Raw genomic sequence first — 25,280 nt, forward strand, 5'->3', positions numbered from 1 at the left:
GCTGCCGCAGTGGCTACTTGAACGCCTGGATGTCCTGACGCAGACGTTCAACGAAGGCGCCGACAGGCATCACGCCTAGATCGACACCGCCACGGGCACGCACGGCTACCGTTTGTGCTTCACGCTCTTTATCGCCCACCACGAGCAGGTACGGCACTTTTTCGAGCGTATGCTCGCGTATTTTATAGCTAATTTTCTCGTTGCGCAAATCGAGCTCAATTCTAAGCCCTTGTTTTTGCAACGATTGGGCCAGCGACCGCGCATACTCGGCCTGGCTTTCGGCGATATTCATGACGACGGCCTGCGTGGGCGCGAGCCAGGACGGCATTGCACCAGCATGGTGCTCGATCAGGATACCCAAAAAGCGTTCCATCGACCCCACGATCGCGCGATGCAGCATGACCGGCCGGCGGCGGCTATTGTCCTCCGCCACGAACTCCGCGCCCAGCCGCTCGGGCAGCACCATGTCGAGTTGCAGCGTGCCGCACTGCCAGGACCGGCCGAGCGCATCTTTGATGTGGTACTCGATTTTCGGGCCGTAGAACGCACCTTCGCCCGCGAGTTCTTCCCACTTCAAGCCGCAGGCCGTGAGCGCCTGACGCAACCCTTCTTCCGCGCGATCCCACACCTCGTCGGTCCCGGCGCGCTGGTCGGGGCGCAGCGAGAGCTTGATGTCGATGTTCTCGAAACCGAAATCGCGGTAGACGCTCATCGCGAGCGTGTTGAACTTGATCGACTCCTCGATGAACTGATCTTCCGTGCAGAAGATGTGCGCATCGTCCTGCACGAAACCGCGCACGCGCATGAGGCCGTGCAGCGCGCCCGAGGCTTCGTTGCGATGGCACGAGCCGAATTCGGCGTAGCGTAGCGGCAGATCGCGGTAGGAACGCAGGCCGTGCTTGAACACTTGCACGTGCCCGGGACAGTTCATCGGCTTGATCGCGTAGTCGCGTTTTTCCGATTCCGTCGTGAACATGTTCTCGCGATAGTTCTGCCAATGACCGGACGCCTCCCACAGCGAGCGGTCCATGATCATCGGCGTCTTGATCTCGAGATAGCCGTCCTCGTTCACGCGGCGGCGCATGTACTGCTCGACTTGCTGCCACAACGACCAGCCCTTCGGATGCCAGAACACCATGCCCGGAGATTCGTCTTGCAGATGGAACAAATCGAGTTGGCGACCGAGCTTGCGGTGATCGCGCTTCTCGGCTTCCTCGAGCATGTGCAGATACGCGTCCTGCTCTTCCTTCTTCGCCCAGGCCGTGCCGTAGATCCGCTGCAGCTGCTCGTTCTTGGAATCGCCGCGCCAATACGCGCCCGCAACCTTCATCAGCTTGAAGACCTTGAGCTTGCCCGTGGACGGCACGTGCGGGCCGCGGCACAGATCCGTGAAGCCGCCGTGCGAATAGAGCTTGATCTCGTCGCTCGCGGGAATCGATTCGATGATCTCGGCCTTGTACCTCTCGCCAATGCTCTTGAAGTACGCCACGGCTTCGTCGCGCGAGACGACACGGCGCGAAACCGGCTCGTCCTTCTTCGCGAGCTCTTGCATCCGCTTTTCGATCTTCTCGAGATCTTCGGGCGTAAACGGGCGCTGATAGGCGAAATCGTAATAGAAGCCGTTATCGATGACCGGCCCGATCGTCACTTGAGCCTCGGGGTAAAGATCTTTTACCGCATAGGCCAACAAGTGCGCGGCCGAGTGACGAATGATGTCGAGGCCGTCCGCATCCTTTTCCGTGACGATCGCGAGCGATGCATCGCGCTCGATCAGCGTCGACGTATCGACGAGCTCGCCGTCGAGCTTGCCGCCCAGCGCGGCTTTCGCGAGCCCGGGACCGATCGAGGCCGCAACCTCGGCCACCGTCACCGGGTGATCGTACTGTCGAGACGAACCGTCGGGCAGGCGTATCGAAACCATTGCGTTCTCTCCGAGATGCCGAGTGCGGCACCAAAAACAATTGGTTGGCGGCAACAACCCAAACTACAGGCGCTTGCTCAGCGAAAGACGGATAAAAAAAATGCGGCCCCGCTTTCGAGGGGCCGCATTCACTTTCACTACTAGCAGACTAACAGGGCGAAAGAGGTCCTCGACTAGCGTCGTTCCGAAAAGGTTTCGGTCAACGTTCGCGGTGTCATAACCGTATTCGCCTTGTGCGCTAAGCGCATTTAACTGCCTTGAATATCCGGCACATACCGGACATTCGATTTTCGTTGGTAGGCTCGATTGGACTCGAACCAACGACCCCCACCATGTCAAGGTGGTGCTCTAACCAGCTGAGCTACGAGCCTGAAGAAGAGGAGATTATATGGAGCCTATCCGACCTTGGCAAGCACTTTTATGCTTCCACATGCAAAAAGTTACGACTTGCGCGCGGCGCGCACGACGCCGCTCACTTCGCCGAGCAACGTGCATGCGCGCTGCACTTGCGACGAGCTCGACACTTCGACGGTGAACTGCATGAACGCCGCGTTGCGCCGGCTCATCGTCTTCACGCCGACGACATTCATCTTCTCGCGCGCGAAGACTTCGGAGATATCGCGCAGCAAGCCTTGACGGTCCTGCGCCTCGATCGCGATATCGACGGGATAGACCGACGAGCCGCGCCCTTTCATCACATCGGCCGACCACGCCGTTTGCAACACGCGTTCGGGTGTGCGCGCCGCCATCCGCTGGAACGTCGCGCAATCGCTGCGGTGAATCGACATGCCCTTGCCGCGCGTCACGAAGCCGCTGATCTCGTCTGGCGGCGCGGGCCGGCAGCAGCGCGCGAGCTGCGTGAGCAGCGCATCGACGCCGACCACCAGCACGCCCGTGGAGGCGCCGCGCGCCACGCTCGCGCCGCTGCCGCGCTTTTCGAACTGCTCGGGCATGTCCGGCTGCGGTTCGGGCGGCGCCGTATCGGAGAGCGCCTGCTCGATGCTGCGCAAGCTGAACTCTTCCTTGCCCACGACGTTGAACAAGTCCTCCGGCGACTTGAAGCCGAGCTTGGCCGCGAGCTGGTCCAAACTGACCGACGTCTTGCCTTCGCGCTGCAACGTTTTTTCGACGAGCGCGCGACCGTTGGCGATGGTCTCCTGCAGCTCGACCGCGTTGAACCAAGCACGCACTTTCTGCTTGGCGCGGTTGCTGTGCAAATAGCCGAGTTGGGGATTGAGCCAATCGCGCGAGGGGCCGCCCTCCTTCACCGCCACGATCTCGACCGTCTGCCCGTTTTGCAACGTCGTGTTCAGCGGCGCCATCGCACCGTCCACACGCGCGCCGCGGCAGCGATGGCCAAGCTCGCTGTGCAAGTGATAAGCGAAATCGAGCGGCGTCGCGCCTTGCGGCAGCGCGATCACGCGCGCTTGCGGCGTCAGCACGTAGATGTGGTCGTCGTCGAGCGTCGCTTGGCGCAACTGCTCCCACGCGTTGGCCGCGGCCGGCTCGCCTTCGGCGACGTCATCTTTCCACGCGAGCAGTTGCCGCAGCCACGCGATTTTCTCGTCGTACTTGTCGCTCGCGCTGAACTGCCCGCCGTAGCCGCGCGCGCCCGCCTCTTTGTAGCGCCAATGCGCGGCGACGCCATACTCGGCAAATCGATGCATCTCGTGCGTACGGATTTGCACTTCGAAGGCGCGGCCATCGTCGCCGATGACGACCGTATGCAACGACTTGTACCCGTTGGGCTTCGGTCGCGAGATGTAATCGTCGAACTCCTTGGGCACCGGCTGCCAAAGGTTGTGCACGATGCCGAGCACCGTGTAGCAATCCTTGATGTCCGGCACGATGACGCGGAACGCACGCACGTCGTAAAGCTCGGCGAAGTCGAGCGCCTTGCCGCGCATCTTGCGCCAGATGCTGTAAATGTGCTTTGGCCGCCCGCTGACCTCGGCCGGGATGTGCGCGGCGGCAAGCTCGGCCTGCAGCCGCGCGATGGCCTGCGCCACATAGCTCTCGCGCTCGACGCGCTTTTCGTCGAGCAGCTTGGCAATCCGCTTGTAGGTGTCCGGATCTTCGAAACGGAACGCGAGATCTTCGAGCTCCCACTTCAGTTGCCAGATGCCTAGGCGATTGGCGAGCGGCGCGTAGATTTCGAGCGTCTCGCGCGCGACGTCGAGCCCGGGCGAACTCTTGGCCGCCGCGTAAAAGCGCAGCGTCTGCAAACGCGAGGCAAGCCGAATCAAGACGACGCGAATGTCCTGCGCGAAGGCGAGCAGCATTTTGCGCAACGCTTCGATTTGCGCGCGCCGCGCGGCTTGAGCGTCGCGGCCCGCGTCGAGCGAAGCGCTTTGCGCGGCACGCAGGCTAACCGTGCCGAGCCGCAGCAGCTTGCGCACGTCGCCCACGAGTTGCGCCACTTCTTCGCCGAAACGCTCGGCAATGACCCGCTCGGGGTCCGCCAGATAGGGCGCGAGCCCGAACAATGCCGCCGCCAGCACCGCGGACGGATCGACATTGAGTTTCGCGACGATCGCGGCCGTGCCGGCCGCATGATCGGCCAGCCGCTCTCCCGAGGACAGCAGCACATCGCCCGCGTGCTCGCGCACGAAGGCGAGCGCGTCTTCATAGGACGGCGATGACGGCGCGCCGGACGCGACCGTGCCGGCGCTCATCGTTCGACTCTCTTGCTGGACAGCCACTGCGCACCGCTCCTGCTAGTTGGACCGATACCGGCCGCTCAGCTTCGTTGCGCCGCGACGACGACGATTTCGATGAGGCATTCGGGATTGGCCAGCTTGGCCTCCACCGTCGCGCGCGGCGGCGTTGCGTCCGGCGCGACCCAATCGTCCCACACGGCATTCATGCCGCCGAAATACGTCATGTCCGACAGGTAGATCTGCACCGACAGCAGATGCGATTTGTCGCTGTTCGCTTCCGCCAGCAGCCGATCGATGTGGCCGAGCACCTCACGCGTCTGACCCGTGATGTCCTGATTGGAGTCTTCGGCAATCTGCCCGGCGAGATACACCGTGCCGTTGTGGATGGCGATTTCGGAGAGGCGCTTGCCGACGTGATGACGAATGACTGCCATGTCGAGGTTCCTGTTCTAGAGGGTGGGCGAGCCTGCGCAGCGCCGCTTTCGCGGCCGCGCAAAACGCTATTATGACTCGCCGACGAAGAACTGCCTCGCCACGGCGATCTGCCCGGCGTCCAAGAACGCCGGCGCATGGCCCACGCCGGGGATTTCCACCGAGGTAACCGAGGGCGCGCGTTCTTTCATGCGCGTTACGGTTTCGCGCGAGAGCAGATCGGACTGCGCGCCGCGTACGACCAGGACCGGCCCCGGGATCTGTTCGAACAGGCGCCACAGCGCCGCTTCGCCCGCTGCCGCCACTTCGGGTGTCGCCGCCCGGAACGGCACGGCTATCGCCGGGTCGTAGCGAAACTCCCACGCCCCGTCCTCACTCTGACGAAAGAGCGGCGCATTGATCTCGCTCCATTCGGCGGCCGTCAGCGGGCCGAAGCTTGCCGCCAATTCGGCTGCATGCGCGACGCCTTCTTCGCGGGTCGCGAAGCGCGGGTTCTGGCCGACGTAAGCGCCGATCCGCGTCAGCGCTTCGGGCTCGATGTGCGGGCCGATGTCGTTGACGAGCAGCTTGCCCACGGGCGAGCCCGGCAAACCGGCCAGCGTCATGCCGATGAGCCCGCCCATCGACGTGCCGAACCAATCGACGCGCTCGACATTGAGCCGCGCGATCAGCGTGACCATATCGGCAACGTATTGCGGCACGACATAGCGGCTCGGGTCGGTTAGCCAATCGGAGAGTCCGCGGCCGACGACATCGGGACAGACGACGCGGTAGACATCGCTCAGCGCGGCGGCAACCCGGTCGAAGTCGCGCCCGGTTCGCGTGAGCCCATGCACGCAGACGAGCACCCGCGGATTGTCGCGATCGCCCCACTCCGTATAGGCGATCCGGTGCAAGCCGGCGGGGCTCGCGCACTGGACATAGCGCTGCTCGGGAACGGCGCCATTGCGCATCGTGCTCATCCTATCGTCGTCCTTAGGGCGGCGCGGCGGCCGCCCGGTGGTCACGCGCCGCGTTTGGCGCGCGACCTCACTGCAATGCGCTCGTATCGAGCGGCGCCCCGGTCTTGGCCTTGATTTCATCGACGCTCACGCCAGGCGCGAGCTCGATGAGCGCAAGGCCCGCATCGGTCACGTCGATGACGCCCAGATCGGTGATGATCCGATCGACGACGCCCACGCCCGTCAACGGCAACGTGCAGCTTTCGAGAATCTTGTGCTGATCGCCCTTGGCCACGTGCTCCATCAATACGACCACGCGCTTGACGCCGGCGACGAGGTCCATCGCCCCACCCATGCCTTTGATCATCTTGCCGGGAATCATCCAATTGGCGAGGTCGCCGTTCTTGCTGACCTGCATCGCCCCGAGGATCGCCAGGTTGATGTGGCCGCCGCGGATCATGGCGAACGAATCGGCCGACGAGAAAATCGACGAACCCGGCAGCGTCGTGATCGTCTGCTTGCCGGCGTTGATCAGATCGGCGTCGAGCTCGTCTTCCGTGGGCGAGGGGCCGATGCCGAGCAAGCCGTTTTCCGACTGCAGCCACACATCGATGCCGGGCGGCACGTAATTGGCGACGAGCGTGGGCAAGCCGATGCCCAGGTTCACGTAGAAGCCGTCTTGCAGCTCTTTGGCCGCGCGCGCAGCCATCTCCTCACGAGTCCAAGCCATGTCAGTCTCCTTTCGCGCGCACGACGCGTTGTTCGATGCGTTTTTCCGGATGCGCATTGAGTACGATGCGCTGCACGAAGATGCCGGGCGTGTGAATCGCATCCGGATCGAGTTCGCCCACTTCGACGATCTCTTCGACTTCGGCCACCGTGATGCGTCCGGCCATTGCGCACATCGGGTTGAAGTTGCGAGCGGTGCGGCGATAGATGAGATTGCCGGACTTGTCTGCCTTCCACGCTTTCACGAGTGCGATGTCCGCCGTCAGCGAGCGTTCGAGCACGTAATGGTTATCGCCGAACTGACGCGTTTCCTTGCCTTCTGCGATGACGGTGCCGAACCCCGTGGCGGTGAAGAAGGCGGGGATGCCCGCCCCGCCCGCTCGCAGCTTCTCGGCCAGCGTGCCTTGCGGCGTGAATTCGAGCTCGAGCTCGCCGGACAGGAACTGGCGCTCGAACTCCTTGTTCTCGCCGACATACGACGAGATCATCTTCTTGATTTGGCGCGTTTCGAGCAGCAGGCCGAGGCCAAAGCCGTCGACGCCCGCGTTGTTGCTGATGCAGGTGATGCCCTTCACGGCCGTGTCGCGCAGCGCGGCAATCAACGCCTCGGGAATGCCGCACAGGCCGAAGCCGCCGACGGCGAACGTCTGGCCGTCCTTGACGATGCCTTCGAGCGCGGCGGCCGCGCTTGGATAGACTTTGTTCATCTGAGTGTCCCTTCCATGATGGAAATCCGTGATCGGATGGCGGCTAGCCCCAACGCTGAGTCGATGCCTATTCTAGTCGTCGAGCGCGCATCCGTACGGGTGAAAGACGCGCTTGCCGCACTTCGTTTAATGGGCCAAAGGGTACGATGGGCGGCGCTTGCGGCACAATACGCAAAAATACATAAGCGAAAGCCCCCGTGCGAAACCGTGCCGGCCTGCCGCGAATCATGCCCAAAATCGACTACCAGACCGCCTTCCATCTCGCGCCGATCGGCCTCGTGCTATCGCGCGATCGCGCCATCGAGGATTGCAACGATGCGGTTGCCGGCATCTTTCGCTGCGATCGCTCCGCGCTCATCGGCCGCTCGTTCGAAGTCCTGTATCCGTCGTCCGACGAGTTCGAGCGCATCGGCGAGCGCATCGGCCCCATCATGACGGCGCAAGGCAGCTACGCCGACGATCGGATCATGAAACGTGCCGACGGCGAGCTCTTCTGGTGCCACGTCACGGGCCGGGCGCTCGAGCGTAACGCGCCGCTCGCCGCCGGCGTCTGGACCTTCGAGGATTTGAGCGCGACGCGCCGGGTGGCCGTCGAGTTGACGCCGCGCGAACGCGAAGTGGCGGCGCAACTGGCCACGGGCAAAACGAGCAAGCAGATAGGCCGCGCGCTTGACATCAGCTCGCGCACAGTCGACATTTACCGCGCCCGGCTCATGCGCAAGTACGGCAGCGGCAACGCGACCGAACTCATGCAGCGCCTGCTCGGCCAATGAGCCTGCCGACGGCCGGATAAGCGCGGCGCTGCCGTGCGCTCGCGCCGCCGATGTGCGCCTTAGCGCGCGCGTTGAAGGCGGGGATGCTCGAGCAGCGCGCGCAAGCTTTCGGGCAACGGCACCGAGCGGCCGGCCGCATAGTCGATCCAGACGCAGCGGGCGGCGCCGCGCGCATAGAGCGTGCCGGGATCGTCGGCGCGCCGCAATTCGAAGCCCGTATCGAAGCTGCTGCGGCCTGGCTTGGCAACCGACATCAGCCCGACCACGTCGCCCGGATAATGCAGCTGCCGCAGAAATTCCATCGAGGCGTTGACGATCACGGGCCCCTGCCCTTGTTCGGCTCCGCCGACAAGACCCACCGCCTCGAACCAGCTGATCCGCACCTGCTCCATGTAGCGAAAGTACACCGTGTTGTTGACGTGCCCGAACGCATCCATGTCGCCCCACCGAATCGGCATCGACATTTCAAACACGGGCTCGTAACCGTTGCTCGCCGCCGCCGTCACATCCATCACTTCCGCCACTTTTGCTTCCACCTATTTCGAAACGCTTGAATAGACGCCCGCACGCTCAGGCGAGCGCGAAACCGTCGTCGGCCGCTATCACGGCGCCGTTGATGTATTGCGATTCATCGGCCGCCAACAACAGCAGCAAGCCGTCCAGATCCTCCGGCTGCCCGACACGGCGGCGCGGCAGCATGGACAGCAGCTTCTGCCCCGACTCGGTGGACCAATGCGCGTGATTGATCTCCGTGTCGATGTAGCCCGGCGCGATAGCGTTCACGTTGATGCCGTGCCTGCCCCACTCGAGCGCCATGGCGCGCGTCATATGAACGACAGCGGCCTTGCTCATCGAATACAGCCCGATCTGCGGCAATACGCGCAGCCCCGCCACCGATGCGATGTTGATGATGCGGTAGGCCGGCTTCTGCGCCGGCCCGCCAGAGCGCATCATCATGCGCTTGGCCACCTCCTGCGCCACGAAAAACGCCCCGCGCGTGTTCGTGTCGAACACGTATTCGTAGTCGGCCGGCGTGACTTCGGCGAGTTTTTGCGTCGTCGACACGCCGGAATTGTTCACCAGAATGTCGATCGTGCCGGCCTCGGTCTCGGCATGCGCGACGGCCGACTTGATGCTCTGGTAGTCGGTGACGTCCAGCGACACGACATGCGCCGCACCGCCCGACGCCTCGATCTCGGCGCGCAATTCCTTCAACCGTTCCACGCGCCGGCTCGCCAGCACGACCTTCGCCCCCGCCTGCGACAGCACCAGCGCGAAGCGCTTGCCGAGTCCGCTTGACGCGCCGGTAATCAGCGCGACCTTTCCCTCAAGGTTGATCGAACGGCCCATACTTGTTCCTTTAGTCGATTAACTTGCGCAAAACACGATCGAACGCCGGGACATGCAGCAACAAAACGGCCGACACGGGCAGAGCCGCCACTCTATCACGTGAATAGAACGATCGTGCTAATCTCCGTGCATGCGGTTGCAGCGTCCCTATCGTTCGCTGACAATACGAACCCGAAAAAAAGCATTCTAATGGCTAAGGAGCCTCAATGACCCCCGAAAGTCTGATCGAGCAATATGGCCCCCGCGAGTCGATGGAATACGACGTCGTGATCGTCGGCGGCGGTCCCGCGGGTCTGTCCGCCGCTATTCGGCTCAAGCAGCTCGCACAGGAGAAGGGCGTCGAGCTGGGCGTGTGCGTGCTCGAGAAGGGGTCGGAGGTCGGGGCGCATATCCTCTCGGGCGCCGTGATGGACCCGCGCGCCATTAGCGAGCTGATTCCCGATTGGAAGGAAAAGGGCGCGCCGCTGAACGTGGAAGTGACGGAAGACCGGTTCCTGTTTCTGACCGAGAAGGGTGCCGTCAAAACGCCGAATTGGGCCCTGCCCGATATTTTCCAGAACCACGGCAACTATGTGATCAGCCTGGCCAACGTCACGCGTTGGCTCGGCCAGCAAGCCGAAGCGCTCGGCGTGGAGATTTTCCCGGGCTTTGCCGCGGCCGAAGTGCTCTACCACGAGGATGGCTCGGTCAAAGGCGTCGCCACGGGCAACATGGGCATCGGCAAGGATGGCGAGCCCACGGAGAACTTCCAGCTCGGCATGGAGCTGCACGCGAAGTACACGCTTTTCTGCGAAGGCGCGCGCGGACATCTGGGCCGCCGACTGAACGAGAAGTTCAAGCTCGACCAAGGCTCGGACCCGCAGGTCTACGGCATCGGCATCAAGGAGCTGTGGGAAATCGATCCTGCCAAGCATCAGCCGGGGCTCGTGATGCACACGGCCGGCTGGCCGCTCGATAGCAAGACGTACGGCGGCTCGTTCCTGTATCACATCGACAACAACCAGGTGATGATCGGCTTCGTGGTCGGCCTGGGCTATTCGAATCCGTACCTCTCGCCGTTTGAGGAATTCCAGCGCTACAAGACGCACCCGGAGATCCGCAAGATCCTCGAAGGAGGCAAGCGCATTTCGTATGGTGCACGTGCGATTACGGCAGGCGGGCTGATGTCGCTGCCCAAGCTCGTGTTTCCGGGCGGCGCGCTCGTAGGCGACGATGCCGGGTTCCTGAACGCGGCGCGCATCAAGGGCAGCCATGCGGCCATCAAGACGGGCATGCTCGCCGCGCAGGCTGCATTCGACGCGGTGCAGGCGGGCCGCCAAAACGATGAACTCGTTGCATACCCCGACTCGTTTAAGCAATCGTGGCTGCACACGGAGCTGCATCGCTCCCGCAACTTCAAGCAGTGGATGAGCAAGGGCCTGTATCTGGGCACGCTGATGGTCGGGATCGAGCAGAAGCTGCTAAGCGGCAACGTGCCGTGGACGCTGCATCACCAGCATCGCGATCACGAAATGCTCAAGCCCGCGTCGCAATGCACACCGATCGCTTACCCGAAGCCCGACGGCAAGCTCACGTTCGACCGGCTTTCCTCCGTGTTTCTCTCGAACACGAATCACGAGGAGAACCAGCCTGCGCATTTGACGCTGAAAGACCCGTCGGTGCCGGTCAACGTCAATCTGCACACGTACGCAGGCCCCGAAGGGCGCTATTGCCCGGCGGCCGTGTACGAGTTCGTCAAAAGCGACGACGGCAGCGATCGCCTCGTCATCAATGCGCAGAACTGCGTGCATTGCAAGACTTGCGACATCAAGGACCCGACGCAAAACATCGTGTGGGTCACGCCAGAAGGCGGCGGCGGGCCGAACTACGCGAACATGTAAGCGCTAACACGCGACGAGCCGCCCGCCCGGGCGGCCGGCGATGCACGCAAATCGCTGCGAAATCGAGCGCCCGCAGGCTCAGTCCGCCCGGGCCGCGATCTTCGGCGTTGCGACGTGGACGTCGCCGCATTGCGCCCGATGGCGCAGGGCGTGGTCGATCAAAACGAGTGCAAGCATCGCTTCCGCGATCGGCGTCGCACGAATACCGACACAGGGATCGTGGCGTCCGAACGTCTCGACCATGACAGGGTTGCCATGCTTGTCGATCGACCTGCGCGGCGTGCGGATACTGGACGTGGGCTTGATCGCGATGGAAACCGTGATGTCCTGCCCGGTCGATATGCCGCCGAGCACACCGCCCGCGTGGTTTCCGATGAAGCCGCCCGGCGTGAGTTCATCGCCGTGGACCGACCCGCGTTGAGCCACGCTCGCGAACCCGGCGCCGATCTCAACGCCCTTGACTGCGTTGATCCCCATCATGGCGTGAGCAATGTCCGCGTCGAGCCGATCGAACAACGGCTCGCCCCAACCCACCGGGACGCCGCTCGCCACGACGTCGATACGAGCGCCAATGGAATCGCCATCCTTGCGTAGCGCATCCATATAGGCTTCGAGTTGGGGCACGACCTGCGCATTCGGCGCGAAAAAGGGGTTTTGCCGAACTTCAGACCAATCGACGAATGGAATGTCGATTTCGCCGAGCGCGCTCATATAGCCACGCACTTTCACGCCGAACTTCTCGCTCAACCATTTCTTGGCGACCGCGCCTGCGGCCACAGTGGGCGCCGTCAATCGCGCGGACGAACGCCCGCCGCCGCGAAAGTCGCGCACGCCATACTTGTGCCAGTACGTGTAATCGGCATGGCCGGGACGGAACGTTTCGGCGATGTTGCCGTAATCCTTGCTGCGTTGATCGGTATTGCGGATCAGCAGCGCAATGGGCGCCCCCGTAGTCGTGCCCTCGAACACGCCCGATAGGATTTCGACTTTGTCCTCTTCTTGCCGCTGCGTGACATGGCGCGAGGTACCGGGTTTGCGGCGATCGAGTTCGCCTTGGATATCGGCCTCGACGAGCGCCATCCCCGGCGGGCAGCCGTCGATCACGCAGCCGATCGCCGGCCCGTGCGATTCGCCGAACGTCGTGACGGTGAATAGCGTGCCGATAGTGTTGCCGGACATGAGCGTTGCCTCAGAGAAAAATGGATGAGCAAAGCGCTATTATGCCCTGCCGCGACCGGCATACGCGCTAGCCCGGGCCAGCGCGGCACCCCTGTAGGGCACCTAGCGGCGCGCGCCGCGCAAGTCGGTGACGATGCGCTGCAGCGTCTCGGGCGTGGCTGCCTCAGGATGCAGCGGCTCCCCCACCGCCAGCGTGAGACGACTCATCATGCCCTTTTTGATCGGGCGCGGCCAACGCGCGTCGGCATGACGCGAGAACACGCTGCCCCACAGCCCGCGCAACGCCACGGGAATCACCGGCACCGGAGTGCGCTCGACGATCCGCGTGACGCCTTGGCGGAAGGGATTGATTTCGCCATCGCGGGTGAGCTTGCCTTCGGGGAAGATGCACACGAGCTCGCCTTCGGCCAACGCCGCGGCGCACGCATCGTAGGCACGCTCGAGCATCGCGGCGTCCTCGTGCGCCGGCGCGATCGGAATCGCCTTGCTATGCCGAAACAGCCAGCCGGCGAACGGTGTGCGGAAAATACGATGATCCATCACGAACCGGATGGGCCGTGGGCTCTCGGCCATGATCACGACGGCATCGACATAGCTGACGTGATTGCAAACGAGCACGGCTGCGCCTTCCTCCGGGATGCGCTCCGCATGCACGAGACGAATCCGGTAGAACGTATGGACGAGCAGCCAGGCGATGAAGCGCAGCAAAAATTCGGGCACGAGCGAATAAATATAGGCTGCGACCGCAATGTTGAGCAAAGCCGTGACCGCAAACAGGCCGGGAATGCTGACGCCTGCTGCAGTGAGCGCAATCGCCATGAGCGCCGAGACGATCATGAAGAACGCATTGAGGATATTGTTCGCCGCGATGATGCGCGCCCGGTGCGTCGACTGGCTGCGGCTTTGGATCAGCGCGTAGAGCGGCACGCTATAGAAGCCGCCGAACATCGCGAGCAGGAATAGATCGGCGAGAATGCGCCAGTGGCGGGCGTGCGCTAGAAATTCGCCGACGCCGATCAGCCGCCCCGGCAACGGTAGCCCGCGACTCGCCCAATACAGATCGAGCGCGAATACGCTGATGCCGATCGAGCCGAGCGGCACGAGGCCGATCTCGACGCGCCGCTTCGATAGCCGCTCGCACAGCAGCGAGCCGGTCCCGATACCGACCGAAAACGTGGCGAGCAGCACGGTCACGACGTCCGGATCGGCGGACAGCACATCCTTGGCGTAACTGAAAAACGACGTGAGGAAAGTCGCGCCGACGAACCAGAGCCAGGAGATGCCAAGCAAGCTCAGGAACACGGTGCGGTTTTGGCGAGCGAGGGCGAGGTTGCGCCATGTCTCGGTGATCGGATTCCAATTGATCCGCAATTGCGGCTGGGGCGCAGGCGAGACCGGCACCCAACTCGACGCCGACCGCCCTATCAGCGCAACGACGAGGCAGGTGCCCGCCAGCAGCCACGCGCCCAAGCCGGAAGCCGCCGCCGCGGCGCCGCCGACAATCGTGCCGATCAGAATGGCGACGAACGTGCCCATTTCGACGAGGCCGTTGCCGCCGACGAGCTCGCGATCGTCCAAATGCTGAGGCAGATAAGCGTATTTGACCGGGCCGAAGACCGTGGAATGCACCCCCATCAGGAAAGTGCAGAGGTACAGCAGCGGCGCGTGATGCGTGACGAAGCCGGCGCCGCCGATCAACATCACGGCGATCTCGAACGTCTTGACCCAGCGCGTGAGCTTCGCTTTGTCGTACTTATCGGCGATCTGCCCCGACGTAGCCGAGAACAGAACGAACGGCAGGATAAATATGGCGGAAATCAGGAACGCCGCAGTCTTGGCGTCGACGCCCGAAAAGCGCGCCGTTTGAAACGTCACGAGCGAACTGAAGCCAACCTTGAAAACGTTATCATTCAGTGCACCGAGAAACTGCGCCCAAAAGAACGGCGCAAATCGCCGCTCGCGGAACAACGTGAACTGAGAATGGGTTTCGCGCGGAGCGCGGCGCGGCAACGGAGCGGCGGGCAGCGGTTGATCACTCATGCGTCGAACGGACCAGGCCCCGCTCAGCGCGTATCGCGCGCCTGACCGTCCTCGGGCCAATCGCGGATGTATGCCTTGAGCATGCGATTCTCGAAGCTTTGCTCCTCCACGACGGCCTTGGCGACGTCGTAGAACGAGATGACGCCCATCAGGGTGCGATTCTCCATGACGGGCAGATACCGGACGTGGTGCTCGAGCATCATGCGGCGCACTTCGTTGACGTCCGTCTCGGGGGTGCAGGTGATCGGGTGATCGTCCATCACCTTGCGGATCGTGACCGCGCCGACGCTGCCATCGTTCTGCTTGAGCGTCAGGATGATTTCGCGAAACGTCAGCATGCCGACGAGATCGCCGAATTCCATGACGACGAGCGAACCGATGTCGTGCTCGGCCATCGTGCTGACCGCCTGGCTCAGCGGCGTATCGGGCGTAACCGTGTACAACGTGTTGCCCTTGACCTTCAAGATGTCGCTGACTCTCATGGCGCTCTCCCGACAAAGCTTCAATGGATCGGTCGATCCTAGCGGAAAGGTTCGCAAAAGGAAAGCGAGGCGCAAGGTCCTAGGACTGATGGAACCCCGTACGAGAGCGGTCCGGCCAACGGCAAGCCGGTGTACGATGGCCGCCACCGCAACCTTTGCCGGGCGCCGCCCGGCCGACGCCATGTCCGCCAACCGCTTCGACACGCTCGCCGTGCATGCCGGCGCGGCCCCCGACCCCGCAACGGGGGCGCGCGCCACGCCCATCTATCAAAGCACCGCCTTCGTCTTTCGCGACGCCGACCATGCCGCCGCCCTATTCAACATGGAGCGCGCCGGCCACGTCTATTCCCGCATCTCGAATCCGACCGTCGCGGTATTCGAGGAGCGCGTCGCCGCGCTAGAGAACGGCGTCGGCGCGATCGGCGCCGCCAGCGGCCAGGCGGCGCTCCATCTGGCCATCGCCACGTTGATGGGCGCAGGCTCCCATATCGTCGCCTCGAGCGCGCTATATGGCGGCTCGCACAATCTGCTGCATTACACGCTGCGACGCTTCGGCATCGAGACGACGTTCGTCAGGCCGGGCGATCTCGCTGCGTGGCGGGCGGCTGTTCGCCCCAACACGCGCTTGCTGTTGGGCGAAACGCTCGGCAATCCGAACCTGGACGTGCTCGACATCGCGGCGCTCGCCGAGATCGCGCACGCGCATGCGATTCCGCTGCTCGTCGATTCGACTTTCACGACCCCGTACCTCATCAAGCCGTTCGAGCACGGCGCCGATTTCGTCTACCACTCGGCGACGAAGTTCTTGGGCGGCCACGGCACCACCATTGGCGGCGTGCTGGTCGACGGCGGCACATTCGATTTCGCCGCGTCGGGGCGCTTTCCCGAATTCACCGAGCCTTACGACGGCTTCCACGGCATGGTGTTCGCCGAAGAAAGCACGGTGGCGCCTTTCCTGCTGCGCGCACGCCGGGAAGGCCTGCGCGATTTCGGCGCATGCCTGCACCCGCAGGCCGCGTGGCAGTTGCTACAGGGCATCGAGACCTTGCCGTTGCGCATGGAGCGGCACGTCGCCAACACACGCAAAGTCGTCCAATTTCTCGCGGCCCAGGCCGCCGTGGAATCGGTCGCCTACCCCGAGTTGGAATCGCATCCCGATTACGCGCTAGCCAAACGCTTGCTGCCGCGCGGCGCCGGCGCCGTCGTCAGCTTCAACTTACGGGGCGATCGCGCTGCAGGGCGCCGCTTCATCGAATCCTTGACGCTGTTCTCGCATCTGGCCAATGTCGGCGATGCGCGCTCGCTCGTCATTCACCCCGCTTCCACCACGCATTTCCGCATGGACGCCGCCGCGCTGGCTGGCGCCGGCATCACCGAAGGCACGATCCGACTGTCGATCGGCCTCGAGGATCCCGACGATCTCATCGACGATCTCAAACGCGCCTTCAAAGCCGCGGGCAAAGCCACGGCGGGCGCGTCTGCGAAAAGGGAGAATTGACATGATCGTGACCGTCCAAGGCAAGCCGGCCTACGCCTATACCGGCGGCAAGCGCTTCGACCCGGCGCTGCCCACCGCCGTGTTCGTCCATGGCGCGCAGCACGACCACAGCGTGTGGGCGCTGCAAAGCCGCTACTTTGCGCACCACGGCTTCAACGTGCTCGCCGTCGATCTACCCGGGCACTGCCGCAGCGAGGGCCCCGCGAAAACCACGATCGAGGCGCTGGCCGATTGGCTGGCCGACCTGCTCGACGCCGTCGGCGCCCCCGCCGCGCTCGTCATCGGCCACAGCATGGGCTCGCTCGTCGCGCTCGATTTCGCCGGCCGTCACCCTGCGCGCGCGCTCGGCGCCGCTCTCTTGGCGACGGCCGTTCCCATGGCCGTTTCCGACGCGCTGCTCGCTGCCGCGCTCGAACGCGAGCCGGAAGCGATCGACCTCGTGAATCGCTGGTCGCACTCGAGCATCGCCGCGAAACCGTCTTGCCCCGGCCCCGGCTTTTGGCTCCACGGCGTGAACCAGCGCCTCATGGAACGCGTTTCGGCGCGCGGCGAGGCGCACCTGTTTCATACCGACTTCGCGGCGTGCAACGCCTACGCGCAGGGGCTCGAGCGCGCCGCGCAAGTGCGCTGCCCGGTGCGCCTCGTGCTGGGCGCAAAGGACGTGATGACGCCGCCTCGGGCAACGCGCGCGCTCGTGCAAGCCCTCCAATCCGGCGGTGCGCCGGTGGACGTCGTCACGCTGGAGGCCGGACACGCGCTGATGACCGAGCAGCCCGATGCCGCGCTCGATGCACTGTTCGCCTTCGCACGCACCGTTGCCGCGACGCAATCGGCTTGACGCGCGGCGCACGCCGCGCCTGCGCCGATAGGCCGTAAGGACGAGTTGCGCCTTCGCGGCGATCGCCGGACAATGAGTTTTGTCAGTCCAGGGCGGCGCGCGGCCGTGGCATGCTCTCGTGCCCCGCGTGGCGGCGCTCGCCGTGGCGCGCACTCGTGCGCAACCGCGAACGGGAGGATGCGATGGCTCACAACGCTCATACAGCCCATTTCGGCAGTTTCGCCGAGTTTTATCCCTTTTATCTGGGCGAGCACCGCAACCCAATCTGTCGCCGCCTGCATTTCGTCGGCTCGCTCGGCGTGATCGGCTGCTTGGCGATGGCGGTCGCGACGATGGCCTGGCCTTGGCTGCCCGCGGCCGTCGTCTGCGGCTACGGGTTCGCCTGGGTTGGCCATTTCTTCTTCGAGAAGAACCGCCCCGCCACGTTTCGCCATCCGCTTTACAGCCTCATGGGCGACTGGGTGATGTTCAAGGACATCTGCGTCGGCAAAATTACGCTCTAGGCGCGAGCCGGTGCACGAAGCGCGCTCGGGCGCCGCTCGCTTGCGGCGGCGCCCGGCCGCTGGGGCAACTGCCTTTAGGGCACAGCGCGGCGATAACGTGGCCGCTACGTAGACTGTTGCGGCCACGGCGAGCGCATCGCCTTGCCGCTGCCTTGCGGCGCGCCTCTCACGCCGCGGGCCGCCACCAGCACGGCCAATGTCAGATCGAGCTTCGGGTTGTGCAGCGCATCGAGCAGCAACGCCGCATCCACGCGCGTCGAATCCAGCCTGAGCTGATATTCGAGCTCACGCCGATCCACCACGAACATGTCGAACAACCGGCCCACGGTTACTTGCGCCGGATTGGCGATCAGCACGTAACGCGGGGCGGCCTCTCCGGCCAGCGGCGTAACCCAGCCGCGACGGTCGAGCTTGTTCATCAACCGCGTCACGGTATCGATATCGCAGCGGAGCATGCGCGCGAGTTCGAACGGCGTAAGGCCCGGTTTGCCCGCATCGCGCATCTCGTCCAAGCGCACCAGCAACTCGAGCGCGTCGAGCAGGTCGCTGCCCGGGTAATGCCGCCGGTGGAACTGACCTAAGCGGATCGCGGGCAAGGCGGATACGATCGTCGCGCCGGCAAGCGTGATGAACCAGCACAGATAGACCCACAACAAGAACAGCGGCACGAGCGCGAACGCACCGTAGACAGCCGTATACGTAGGCATCCGGCGCACGTAATAACCGAAGCCGCGCTTGGCGAGCTCGAATGCGATGGCCGCCGCCAGCCCACCCACCACAGCGTCACGCCAAGCAACCGAACAATTGGGCAGGTACACGTAAAGCAGAGCGAATGCCAGAGCGGTCAACGGCAACGATGCGCCGGCCAGTGCCCATTCGATCAACGGCGGCACGTGCCCGTTGGCGAGCACGCTCGATTGGGTAAAGAGATACGAAGAAATCGATAGGCTCACGCCGATCAAAAGCGGGCCGAGCGTGATGATCGCCCAATAGACGAGCACGCGCTGCGCAAACGGGCGCGGTTTGGCGACGCGCCAAATCACGTTCAGCGCCGACTCGACCGTCATCATCGTCATGACGGACGTGACGAACAGCACGATCATCCCCGCCGTGGTCAGCCCCTTGGCCTTGGAGGCGAACTGGTTCAGATACTTGAAGATTTGGTTGTTGATCTGATCGGGCATCAGATGCTGGGCGAGGAACGTCTGCAGCGACATCTGAAACGTCGCGAAAATCGGAAACGCCGTGAACAGTGCGAATGCGACCGTCGCGAGCGGGACGATCGCGAGCATCGTCGTAAACGTCAAGCTGCCCGCCACCTGAGCGATCCGGTCTTCGCCGATGCGCTTCATCGCAAAACGCGCGAGACGTTGAAGGGTCTGCAGTTCGGAGCTGAACGTGCGCAAGTCGAGGTTCTCCTTTTCGTTCGATCGCCGCACACAGCGGCGCGGCGGCGTACACGCCCCTATAATAAGCCGCTCACCCACCCATGCTCATGAAAGACATTCTCGTACTTTATTACAGTCGGCACGGGGCAACCCGCGACCTGGCATTGGCGCTCGCGCAAGGCGTCGACAGCATAGCCGGCATGCAGGCGCGCGTGCGAACCGTGCCAGCCGTCTCGGCCGTGAGCGAAGCCACTGCGCCCGCCATTCCGTCCGACGGCCCGCCCTACGCCGAGTTGCGCGATCTCGAAGAATGCGCGGGACTGGCCCTCGGCTCGCCGACGCGCTTCGGCAACATGGCCGCCTCGCTGAAGTACTTCCTGGACGGCACGACGCCGCAATGGATGAGCGGCGCCCTCTCGGGCAAGCCCGCCTGCGTGTTCACCTCCACGAGCAGCCTGCACGGCGGCCAGGAAACGACGCTGCTCTCGATGATGCTGCCGCTGCTGCATCACGGCATGTTGATGGTGGGCATCCCTTACACCGAAAGCACGCTCGCGACCACGCAAACGGGCGGCACGCCCTACGGCGCCTCGCACGTGTCCGGCGCCGGCACGCGCGAATCGACGTTGTCGGCCGACGAAAAGACGCTTGCGATGGCGCTAGGCGCCCGGCTCGCGCGCACGGCCTCGCTATTGGCGGGCCGGCCATGATGCCCGCCCGAGCCGGCGCGCCTGCCGCCGCCCGCGTCGTCCCGCGCAACCGTTGCGCGCTGGGCGCGGCGCTCGCTCTCGTGGCCCTGATCGTGCTGGCCGTGGCCTGGGAGCGCTGGCTCGCGCCGCTGCGCCCGGGCGGATCCGCGCTCGTGCTCAAGGCGCTGCCGCTCGCGTGCGCTTTGCCGGGCGTGTGGCGGCGTAAGCTTTACACATTGCAATGGGCGTCGATGCTCGTGCTGCTGTATATGGCCGAAGGCGTCGTGCGCGGCATGACCGACGCCGGATTGTCCGCGCGGCTCGGTTGGGCCGAAGTGGCCCTCGCGGCGCTCTTTATCGGCTGCGCGCTCGCCTATCTCGCGCCCTTCAAGCGCGCAGCGCGCACGGCGGGCCGCAATGCGCGCGCGCCCGAGTCGACCTAGCCGCGCATTCTTGCTCGGCGATTCGACGCTCTCGGCTCACCGGCTATCGCGCACCTTGCCCAGGAAGGACGAACCATCATGACCGACACGCCTTCAGTTGCGCGCGACACATTCGTCGCAGCATGCCGCGCCGCCATCGGTGCGGCCAACGTTCTGACCGAACCGAACGACACCGCCCCATTCCTCACCGATTGGCGCCACCGCTACACCGGCGCCGCCTGCGCCGTGCTCCGCCCCGGCACGACACAGGAAGTCGCCGCCATCGTCAGGCTCGCCAACGAGCATCGGGTGCCGCTCGTGCCCCAAGGCGGCAACACCGGCCTCGCGGGCGGCGCAACGCCCGACCGCACGGGAACGCAAGCTATCGTCAGCCTCGCCCGCTTGAATCGGGTTCGCGCACTCGATCCGCACAACAACACGATCACCGTTGAGGCGGGCGTCGTGCTGGCGCAAGTGCAGGACCATGCGCGCGAGGCCGGACGCCTGTTTCCGCTGAGCCTGGCCGCCGAAGGCAGTTGCACGATCGGCGGCAACCTCTCGACGAATGCCGGCGGCACCGGCGTGCTGCGCTACGGCAACACCCGCGAGCTGTGTCTCGGTCTGGAAGTCGTCACCGCGCAAGGCGAGATTTGGGATGGGCTGCGCGGACTGCGCAAAGACAATACCGGCTACGATTTGCGCGATCTTTTTATCGGCGCCGAAGGCACGCTCGGCTTCATCACGGCCGCCGTGATGAAGCTGCATCCGCTGCCCGCCGCGCGCGTCACGGCGCTCGCGGCCCTCGCCTCGCCGCAGACCGCGCTCGACTTCCTGGCGCTCGCCCAGCGCCGCGCCGGTCCGTTGCTGACGGGATTCGAGTTGATGTCGGATTTTTGCTTGCGTCTGGTCGGCAAGCATTTTCCTCAGATGCGCTATCCCTTCGGCGAAATGCACGCGCAAATCGTCCTTCTCGAGCTATCGGACAACGAAAGCGAGGACCATGCGCGGGCTCTGTTCGAACAGATGATGGAACAAGCCCTCGAGTCGGGACTCGTCGAAGACGCAGTCGTCGCCGAAAACCTCGCGCAATCGAAAGCCTTTTGGGATTTGCGCGAGCACATCCCGCTTGCGCAGGCCCAAGAAGGCTTGAACATCAAGCACGACATCGCGGTGCCGATCTCGCGCGTGGGCGCGTTCGTCGAGCAAACCGATGCCGCGATCGCACGCGAAGTGCCGGGCGCGCGCATGGTCACGTTCGGTCATCTGGGCGACGGCAACCTCCACTACAACGTTCAAGCCCCCGAGGGCGTCGATGCGAAGGCGTTCCTCGCCCAGCATCAAGCGCAATTGAATCGCATCGTCTATGAGAGCGTGCATCGGCACGAAGGCACGTTCAGCGCCGAGCACGGGGTCGGCCAACTGAAAGTGCCCGAGCTGGCGCATTACAAGTCCCCCGTCGAAGTGGGCATCATGCGGACGATCAAAGCGGCGCTGGATCCGCTCGGCCTGATGAACCCCGGCAAAGTGCTAGGCTAGACCCCATCCCCGCCGCCGCGCCACGCCCATCGGCGCCGCGGGCGGCGATTGTTCAACCATCATCGAACCGATCGAGCAAAGAGGCGTTCCCGTGAAAATTCGCGTGTTGTCCGATCTGCATCTCGAGTGCGACGAGCCCGAGGTCATTCCGCATACCGAGGCCGATCTGATCGTGCTTGCCGGGGACATCCACAATCACGCCGAGGGTATCCGCTGGGCAGCGCAAACGTTCGGCGGGCAAGCGCCGGTCGTCTACGTTCCGGGCAACCACGAGTATTACGACGGCGAGTTCGGCGCACTCGAAGTGGCGATGCGCGACGCCGCGGCGGGCGTCGATCAAGTGCACTTCCTGAACAACGCGGCTTTGGTCGATCCGGGCGGCCGCTGGCGCGTGCTCGGCACGACGCTTTGGACCGACTTCGCGCTGTTCGGCGCGAGCGACGAGGCCATCGCCGCATCGATCGCCGCGGCCCAAAAAGTCATGCTCGATTTCCGCGGCCCGATACAGGTGACGTGGCCTTCGAGCGCGGCGGTCGGCCGCGAAGACGGGGAAGCTGGACAAGCGGGCGCAGGGCCGCGGCTATTCGCGCCGGCCGACACGCTCGTTCTGCACCGCCACGCGCGCGAGTGGCTAGCGAAGGAACTGCGCAAGCCGTTCGGCGGCCAGACCATCGTCGTCACACATCATGCACCCCATCGCGAGAGCCTCGCGGAACGCTTCGCTCAAGATCTCGCCTCGGCCGGCTTCATCAGCCATCTGCCCGAGCTGCTCGGGCCGCCCGTCGCGCTGTGGATTCATGGGCATACGCATACCCCGTTCGATTACGTCGTCAACGGGACGCGGATCGTATGCAACCCGCGCGGCTACATCGATCGACGCCGCAATCGGCTGGAGAACCCGCTCTTCGCCTGGGATAGGGTCATCGAACTGGACGCTTAGCTCGGCGGTCTACGCAAAAGAGCCTGCGGCGCCTTTCCCGTTAGCGGGAAGACGATGCCCTCAAGCGCATGGCCTGGACGCGCCTGCTCCCACGGTAGGATCTAGGCGGGCGCTAACCGGAATGCGCACTTCGATTACCGTTCCGTGCCCTGGCGAAGACGCGATCTCGAGTTCCCCCTCGACGAGATAGGCACGCTCGCGCAGGCCGGCCAAACCGAACGAACCGGCCTTGCGCGGCAGCGCCGGGTCGAAGCCGATACCGTTGTCTCGAACCGTCAACAGCACGCGATCGTGTTCGCGCGCGACGGACACGTCGACATGTGTCGCCTGCGCATGCCGGGCCACGTTCGTCAGCGACTCCTGCAACATGCGGAACGTCGCCGTGGCGTACGGTTCGTCGAGTTCGAGGTCAGCCGGCTCGACCGTGAGCTCGCAAGCTACGCCGCTGCGCTGCGTGAAGTTTTGCACGAGCCATTGCATCGCGGGGACGAGGCCGAGATCATCCAGCACGAGCGGCCGCAAGTCGGATGCGATTCGCCGCGTCGATGCGACCGCGTCGTCGAGCAACGCGCGCATCCCGGCTAGCCTTCGCTCGTTCGCTGCGCCACCCTGGGGTTCGGAAGCCGCGTCGCGCAAGCGATCGGTTTCGATACGCAAGGTAGCGAGCGTTTGAGCGAGTTCGTCGTGCAGTTCTCGAGAAATGCGCCGCATCTCTTGCTCTCGCGCCGAACTGCCGATCGCCGCGACCTCTCGCAGCTCCTTTTGCGACAACATGAGTGCTGCCTCGGCACGCTTTCTTTCGGCCACTTCATGCTGTAGTTCGCGATTCGACTCGGCAAGCGCAGCCGTGCGGGCCGCAACGCGTTCTTCGAGCAGCGCCTTCGCCTCGTTCAATTGCGCCGTCCGATCCTGCACGAGCCGGTGCTCGGCCCGTTCGCGGTCGAAGGCCTGAACGACGCGCGCGTAGAGCTTGATATTGTCGAAGGTCAACGAAACGAGGACGAAGCTCGACGCGATCAAGCCGTAGATGCGCCCGGCGTAAAACCCGAGGTCGAACCGCGCGTGATTGAAGACGGCGGAAAGCGCGATGTCGAAAATCCACGCGCAGACGACCACGATCATCCATAGGTCGAGGACCGTGCGCGCTCGCCGCAAAATCAACGATGCCAGCGCGACGGAGTTGATGAACCATACGATGGACACGACCCAGACGATCGAACCTGCTTCTTGCGAACCGCGCATCAGCGGAGGCAACCAGGCATGGCCCAGCGTGGCGATCGCGGTCATCGCGCTGGCGAGCGCGACGGCGGTCAGGACGCACAGCAACGCCGAGCGCCAAGGCGCTTTGGGCCGCCGCCCCTCGCCAGGCGGCCGCGCGCGCGCGTACGCAATGACCGCGAGCGGAAACGCGCCATGCCACATCATGTAGAGCCACACGGTGGTCTGAGGGCCTGCCCCCAGGCCGCCCGTGGGCGTGAGCAGTCCTGGAAAGGACAACGTATGGGCGATCGCCATGCAAGCGCTGAGCAGGTAGCCGCTCGCAAGCATCAGCAACGCCGGAGAAAAGAGAATGCCGTACTGCCCGATGAACAACGCGGCAGTCAACAGATCGCATATGACGAGCGCCGATTGGTAAATCGGCACGAACGCCCATACGGGGGTGAGTTGTGTTTTGGCGAACGGCACCGCGGCTGCGAACACCACGATCGAGACCGCCATGGCGGCCAGCGCAAGCAGGCGCTCGCGACGAGCCGGCCTCAACGTCGAGATGAATACGCGTGCCTCGTCGGTCGATTCGTCCATATTTGCCCCCCGGATTCGATCGCCTACGGTACTCGTTATGGAGACTCGCTATCGCGTGACGCGTCCGTATTATGAGTCGCGATCACGCGCGAGGGAAGCGGAGAACTATGAGAGCGTCGGGAAGTGCGGTGAGGCGCGGCATGACCTCAACGAGGCCTTAACGTTGGGTGACGACTGGAGTTACGAAGTGACAAACGAGGATCACAACGATCCCGGTTGGCGCGCTGCCAGCCCGTGATTCATTCGGCAATCATTAGACTTCGCATTAGACAGCAGTTTCACCGCCACCCGCAAAGCCTTGAATTTCGTGGTCGGAGCGATAGGATTCGAACCTACGACCCTCTGATCCCAAATCAGATGCGCTACCAGGCTGCGCTACGCTCCGACGAATCCGAGATTCTAGCCGCCTTGTCGATGGTCGGTCAATCTCGGCGCAAATAAGTGTTAGCCCAACGTGAGAATGTCCGCTCCGTGCAAAGTAAAAATGTCCGCTCGATCATGATCGAGCGAGGCGCGGATGGAACTCACTATGAGCGAGCGCGAGATTGGGCGGCTGCGCGTGTTGGAGC

Annotated in this window: 22 protein-coding genes and 2 tRNA genes; 9 read left to right on the forward strand and 15 right to left on the reverse strand. The window is 64.1% G+C overall.

Annotation, left to right across the window (positions count from 1 at the left end):
• Positions 1 to 13: 13 nt before the first annotated feature.
• The 7 genes from thrS to MMB74_RS21360 all read right to left on the reverse strand — a co-directional run bounded on the left by thrS (position 14) and on the right by MMB74_RS21360 (position 7,390).
• The gene (thrS, locus tag MMB74_RS21330; protein WP_277430644.1) at positions 14 to 1,921 is read right to left on the reverse strand and encodes a threonine--tRNA ligase; all 1,908 of its coding nucleotides are present in this window, start codon (positions 1,919 to 1,921) and stop codon (positions 14 to 16) included.
• Between the two features lie 294 nt (positions 1,922 to 2,215).
• Positions 2,216 to 2,292 (reverse strand) — tRNA-Val (locus MMB74_RS21335).
• Positions 2,293 to 2,361: 69 nt separating this feature from the next.
• A complete protein-coding gene (locus MMB74_RS21340) occupies positions 2,362 to 4,596 on the reverse strand; it encodes a bifunctional (p)ppGpp synthetase/guanosine-3',5'-bis(diphosphate) 3'-pyrophosphohydrolase (RefSeq protein WP_277430645.1) in 2,235 nt (744 codons plus the stop codon).
• 65 nt (positions 4,597 to 4,661) lie between these two features.
• A complete protein-coding gene (locus MMB74_RS21345) occupies positions 4,662 to 5,015 on the reverse strand; it encodes a RidA family protein (protein ID WP_277430646.1) in 354 nt (117 codons plus the stop codon).
• A gap of 69 nt (positions 5,016 to 5,084) precedes the next feature.
• Positions 5,085 to 5,975, reverse strand: a complete 891-nt coding sequence (locus MMB74_RS21350; protein ID WP_277430647.1) for an alpha/beta hydrolase — start codon at positions 5,973 to 5,975, stop codon at positions 5,085 to 5,087.
• A gap of 67 nt (positions 5,976 to 6,042) precedes the next feature.
• A complete protein-coding gene (locus tag MMB74_RS21355; protein ID WP_277430648.1) occupies positions 6,043 to 6,684 on the reverse strand; it encodes a CoA transferase subunit B in 642 nt (213 codons plus the stop codon).
• A 1-nt stretch (position 6,685) separates the two neighbouring features.
• Complete coding sequence (locus MMB74_RS21360; RefSeq protein ID WP_277430649.1) at positions 6,686 to 7,390, reverse strand: CoA transferase subunit A; 705 nt, start codon at positions 7,388 to 7,390, stop codon at positions 6,686 to 6,688.
• Between the two features lie 227 nt (positions 7,391 to 7,617).
• On the opposite strand from MMB74_RS21360, the gene MMB74_RS21365 reads away from it, so the two are divergent.
• Positions 7,618 to 8,163, forward strand: a complete 546-nt coding sequence (locus MMB74_RS21365) for a PAS and helix-turn-helix domain-containing protein (protein ID WP_277430650.1) — start codon at positions 7,618 to 7,620, stop codon at positions 8,161 to 8,163.
• Positions 8,164 to 8,222: 59 nt separating this feature from the next.
• On the opposite strand, the gene MMB74_RS21370 is transcribed toward MMB74_RS21365, so the two are convergent.
• Entirely contained in the window at positions 8,223 to 8,627 is a 405-nt protein-coding gene (locus MMB74_RS21370; protein WP_277430671.1) for a thioesterase family protein, read from the reverse strand.
• Between the two features lie 106 nt (positions 8,628 to 8,733).
• A complete protein-coding gene (locus MMB74_RS21375; protein ID WP_277430651.1) occupies positions 8,734 to 9,513 on the reverse strand; it encodes an SDR family oxidoreductase in 780 nt (259 codons plus the stop codon).
• A 206-nt stretch (positions 9,514 to 9,719) separates the two neighbouring features.
• Between MMB74_RS21375 and MMB74_RS21380 the strand changes: the two genes are divergently transcribed.
• Entirely contained in the window at positions 9,720 to 11,393 is a 1,674-nt protein-coding gene (locus tag MMB74_RS21380) for an electron transfer flavoprotein-ubiquinone oxidoreductase (RefSeq protein WP_277430652.1), read from the forward strand.
• 78 nt (positions 11,394 to 11,471) lie between these two features.
• Here the strand turns inward: MMB74_RS21380 and aroC are convergent, their stop codons facing one another.
• The 3 genes from aroC to MMB74_RS21395 form a co-directional block, all read right to left on the reverse strand.
• Positions 11,472 to 12,572, reverse strand: coding sequence for a chorismate synthase (gene aroC, locus MMB74_RS21385; protein WP_277430653.1), 1,101 nt, complete (start codon positions 12,570 to 12,572; stop codon positions 11,472 to 11,474).
• Positions 12,573 to 12,674: 102 nt separating this feature from the next.
• Positions 12,675 to 14,612: an MFS transporter gene (locus tag MMB74_RS21390; RefSeq protein ID WP_277430654.1), complete on the reverse strand. Its 1,938-nt coding sequence runs from the start codon at positions 14,610 to 14,612 to the stop codon at positions 12,675 to 12,677.
• A gap of 23 nt (positions 14,613 to 14,635) precedes the next feature.
• Entirely contained in the window at positions 14,636 to 15,094 is a 459-nt protein-coding gene (locus tag MMB74_RS21395) for a CBS domain-containing protein (protein ID WP_277430655.1), read from the reverse strand.
• A gap of 181 nt (positions 15,095 to 15,275) precedes the next feature.
• On the opposite strand from MMB74_RS21395, the gene MMB74_RS21400 reads away from it, so the two are divergent.
• From MMB74_RS21400 to MMB74_RS21410, 3 genes are all read left to right on the forward strand, one after another.
• Positions 15,276 to 16,592, forward strand: a complete 1,317-nt coding sequence (locus MMB74_RS21400; protein WP_277430672.1) for an O-acetylhomoserine aminocarboxypropyltransferase — start codon at positions 15,276 to 15,278, stop codon at positions 16,590 to 16,592.
• 1 nt (position 16,593) lies between these two features.
• Complete coding sequence (locus tag MMB74_RS21405) at positions 16,594 to 17,430, forward strand: alpha/beta hydrolase (protein ID WP_277430656.1); 837 nt, start codon at positions 16,594 to 16,596, stop codon at positions 17,428 to 17,430.
• A gap of 182 nt (positions 17,431 to 17,612) precedes the next feature.
• Positions 17,613 to 17,933: an Mpo1-like protein gene (locus MMB74_RS21410; protein ID WP_277430657.1), complete on the forward strand. Its 321-nt coding sequence runs from the start codon at positions 17,613 to 17,615 to the stop codon at positions 17,931 to 17,933.
• A 104-nt stretch (positions 17,934 to 18,037) separates the two neighbouring features.
• On the opposite strand, the gene MMB74_RS21415 is transcribed toward MMB74_RS21410, so the two are convergent.
• On the reverse strand, positions 18,038 to 19,285 hold the full coding sequence (locus tag MMB74_RS21415) for a YihY family inner membrane protein (RefSeq protein WP_277430673.1): 1,248 nt from the start codon (positions 19,283 to 19,285) through the stop codon (positions 18,038 to 18,040).
• 143 nt (positions 19,286 to 19,428) lie between these two features.
• Between MMB74_RS21415 and wrbA the strand changes: the two genes are divergently transcribed.
• From wrbA to MMB74_RS21435, 4 genes are all read left to right on the forward strand, one after another.
• Positions 19,429 to 20,031 (forward strand): NAD(P)H:quinone oxidoreductase, encoded by a 603-nt coding sequence (wrbA, locus tag MMB74_RS21420; protein ID WP_277430658.1) that lies wholly within the window; start codon positions 19,429 to 19,431, stop codon positions 20,029 to 20,031.
• Positions 20,028 to 20,453: a DUF2069 domain-containing protein gene (locus tag MMB74_RS21425; RefSeq protein ID WP_277430659.1), complete on the forward strand. Its 426-nt coding sequence runs from the start codon at positions 20,028 to 20,030 to the stop codon at positions 20,451 to 20,453. The genes wrbA and MMB74_RS21425 overlap by 4 nt, the downstream gene beginning before the upstream one ends.
• A gap of 78 nt (positions 20,454 to 20,531) precedes the next feature.
• Positions 20,532 to 21,968, forward strand: coding sequence for an FAD-binding oxidoreductase (locus MMB74_RS21430; RefSeq protein ID WP_277430660.1), 1,437 nt, complete (start codon positions 20,532 to 20,534; stop codon positions 21,966 to 21,968).
• Between the two features lie 91 nt (positions 21,969 to 22,059).
• Positions 22,060 to 22,908, forward strand: coding sequence for a metallophosphoesterase (locus tag MMB74_RS21435; RefSeq protein ID WP_277430661.1), 849 nt, complete (start codon positions 22,060 to 22,062; stop codon positions 22,906 to 22,908).
• Between the two features lie 60 nt (positions 22,909 to 22,968).
• On the opposite strand, the gene MMB74_RS21440 is transcribed toward MMB74_RS21435, so the two are convergent.
• Positions 22,969 to 24,711, reverse strand: a complete 1,743-nt coding sequence (locus MMB74_RS21440) for a sensor histidine kinase (protein ID WP_277430662.1) — start codon at positions 24,709 to 24,711, stop codon at positions 22,969 to 22,971.
• A gap of 308 nt (positions 24,712 to 25,019) precedes the next feature.
• Positions 25,020 to 25,096 (reverse strand) — tRNA-Pro (locus MMB74_RS21445).
• Between the last annotated feature and the right edge of the window lie 184 nt (positions 25,097 to 25,280).

The sequence above is a fragment of the Trinickia sp. Y13 genome (assembly GCF_029522115.1).
In the GTDB taxonomy this organism is placed as follows: Bacteria; Pseudomonadota; Gammaproteobacteria; order Burkholderiales; family Burkholderiaceae; genus Trinickia.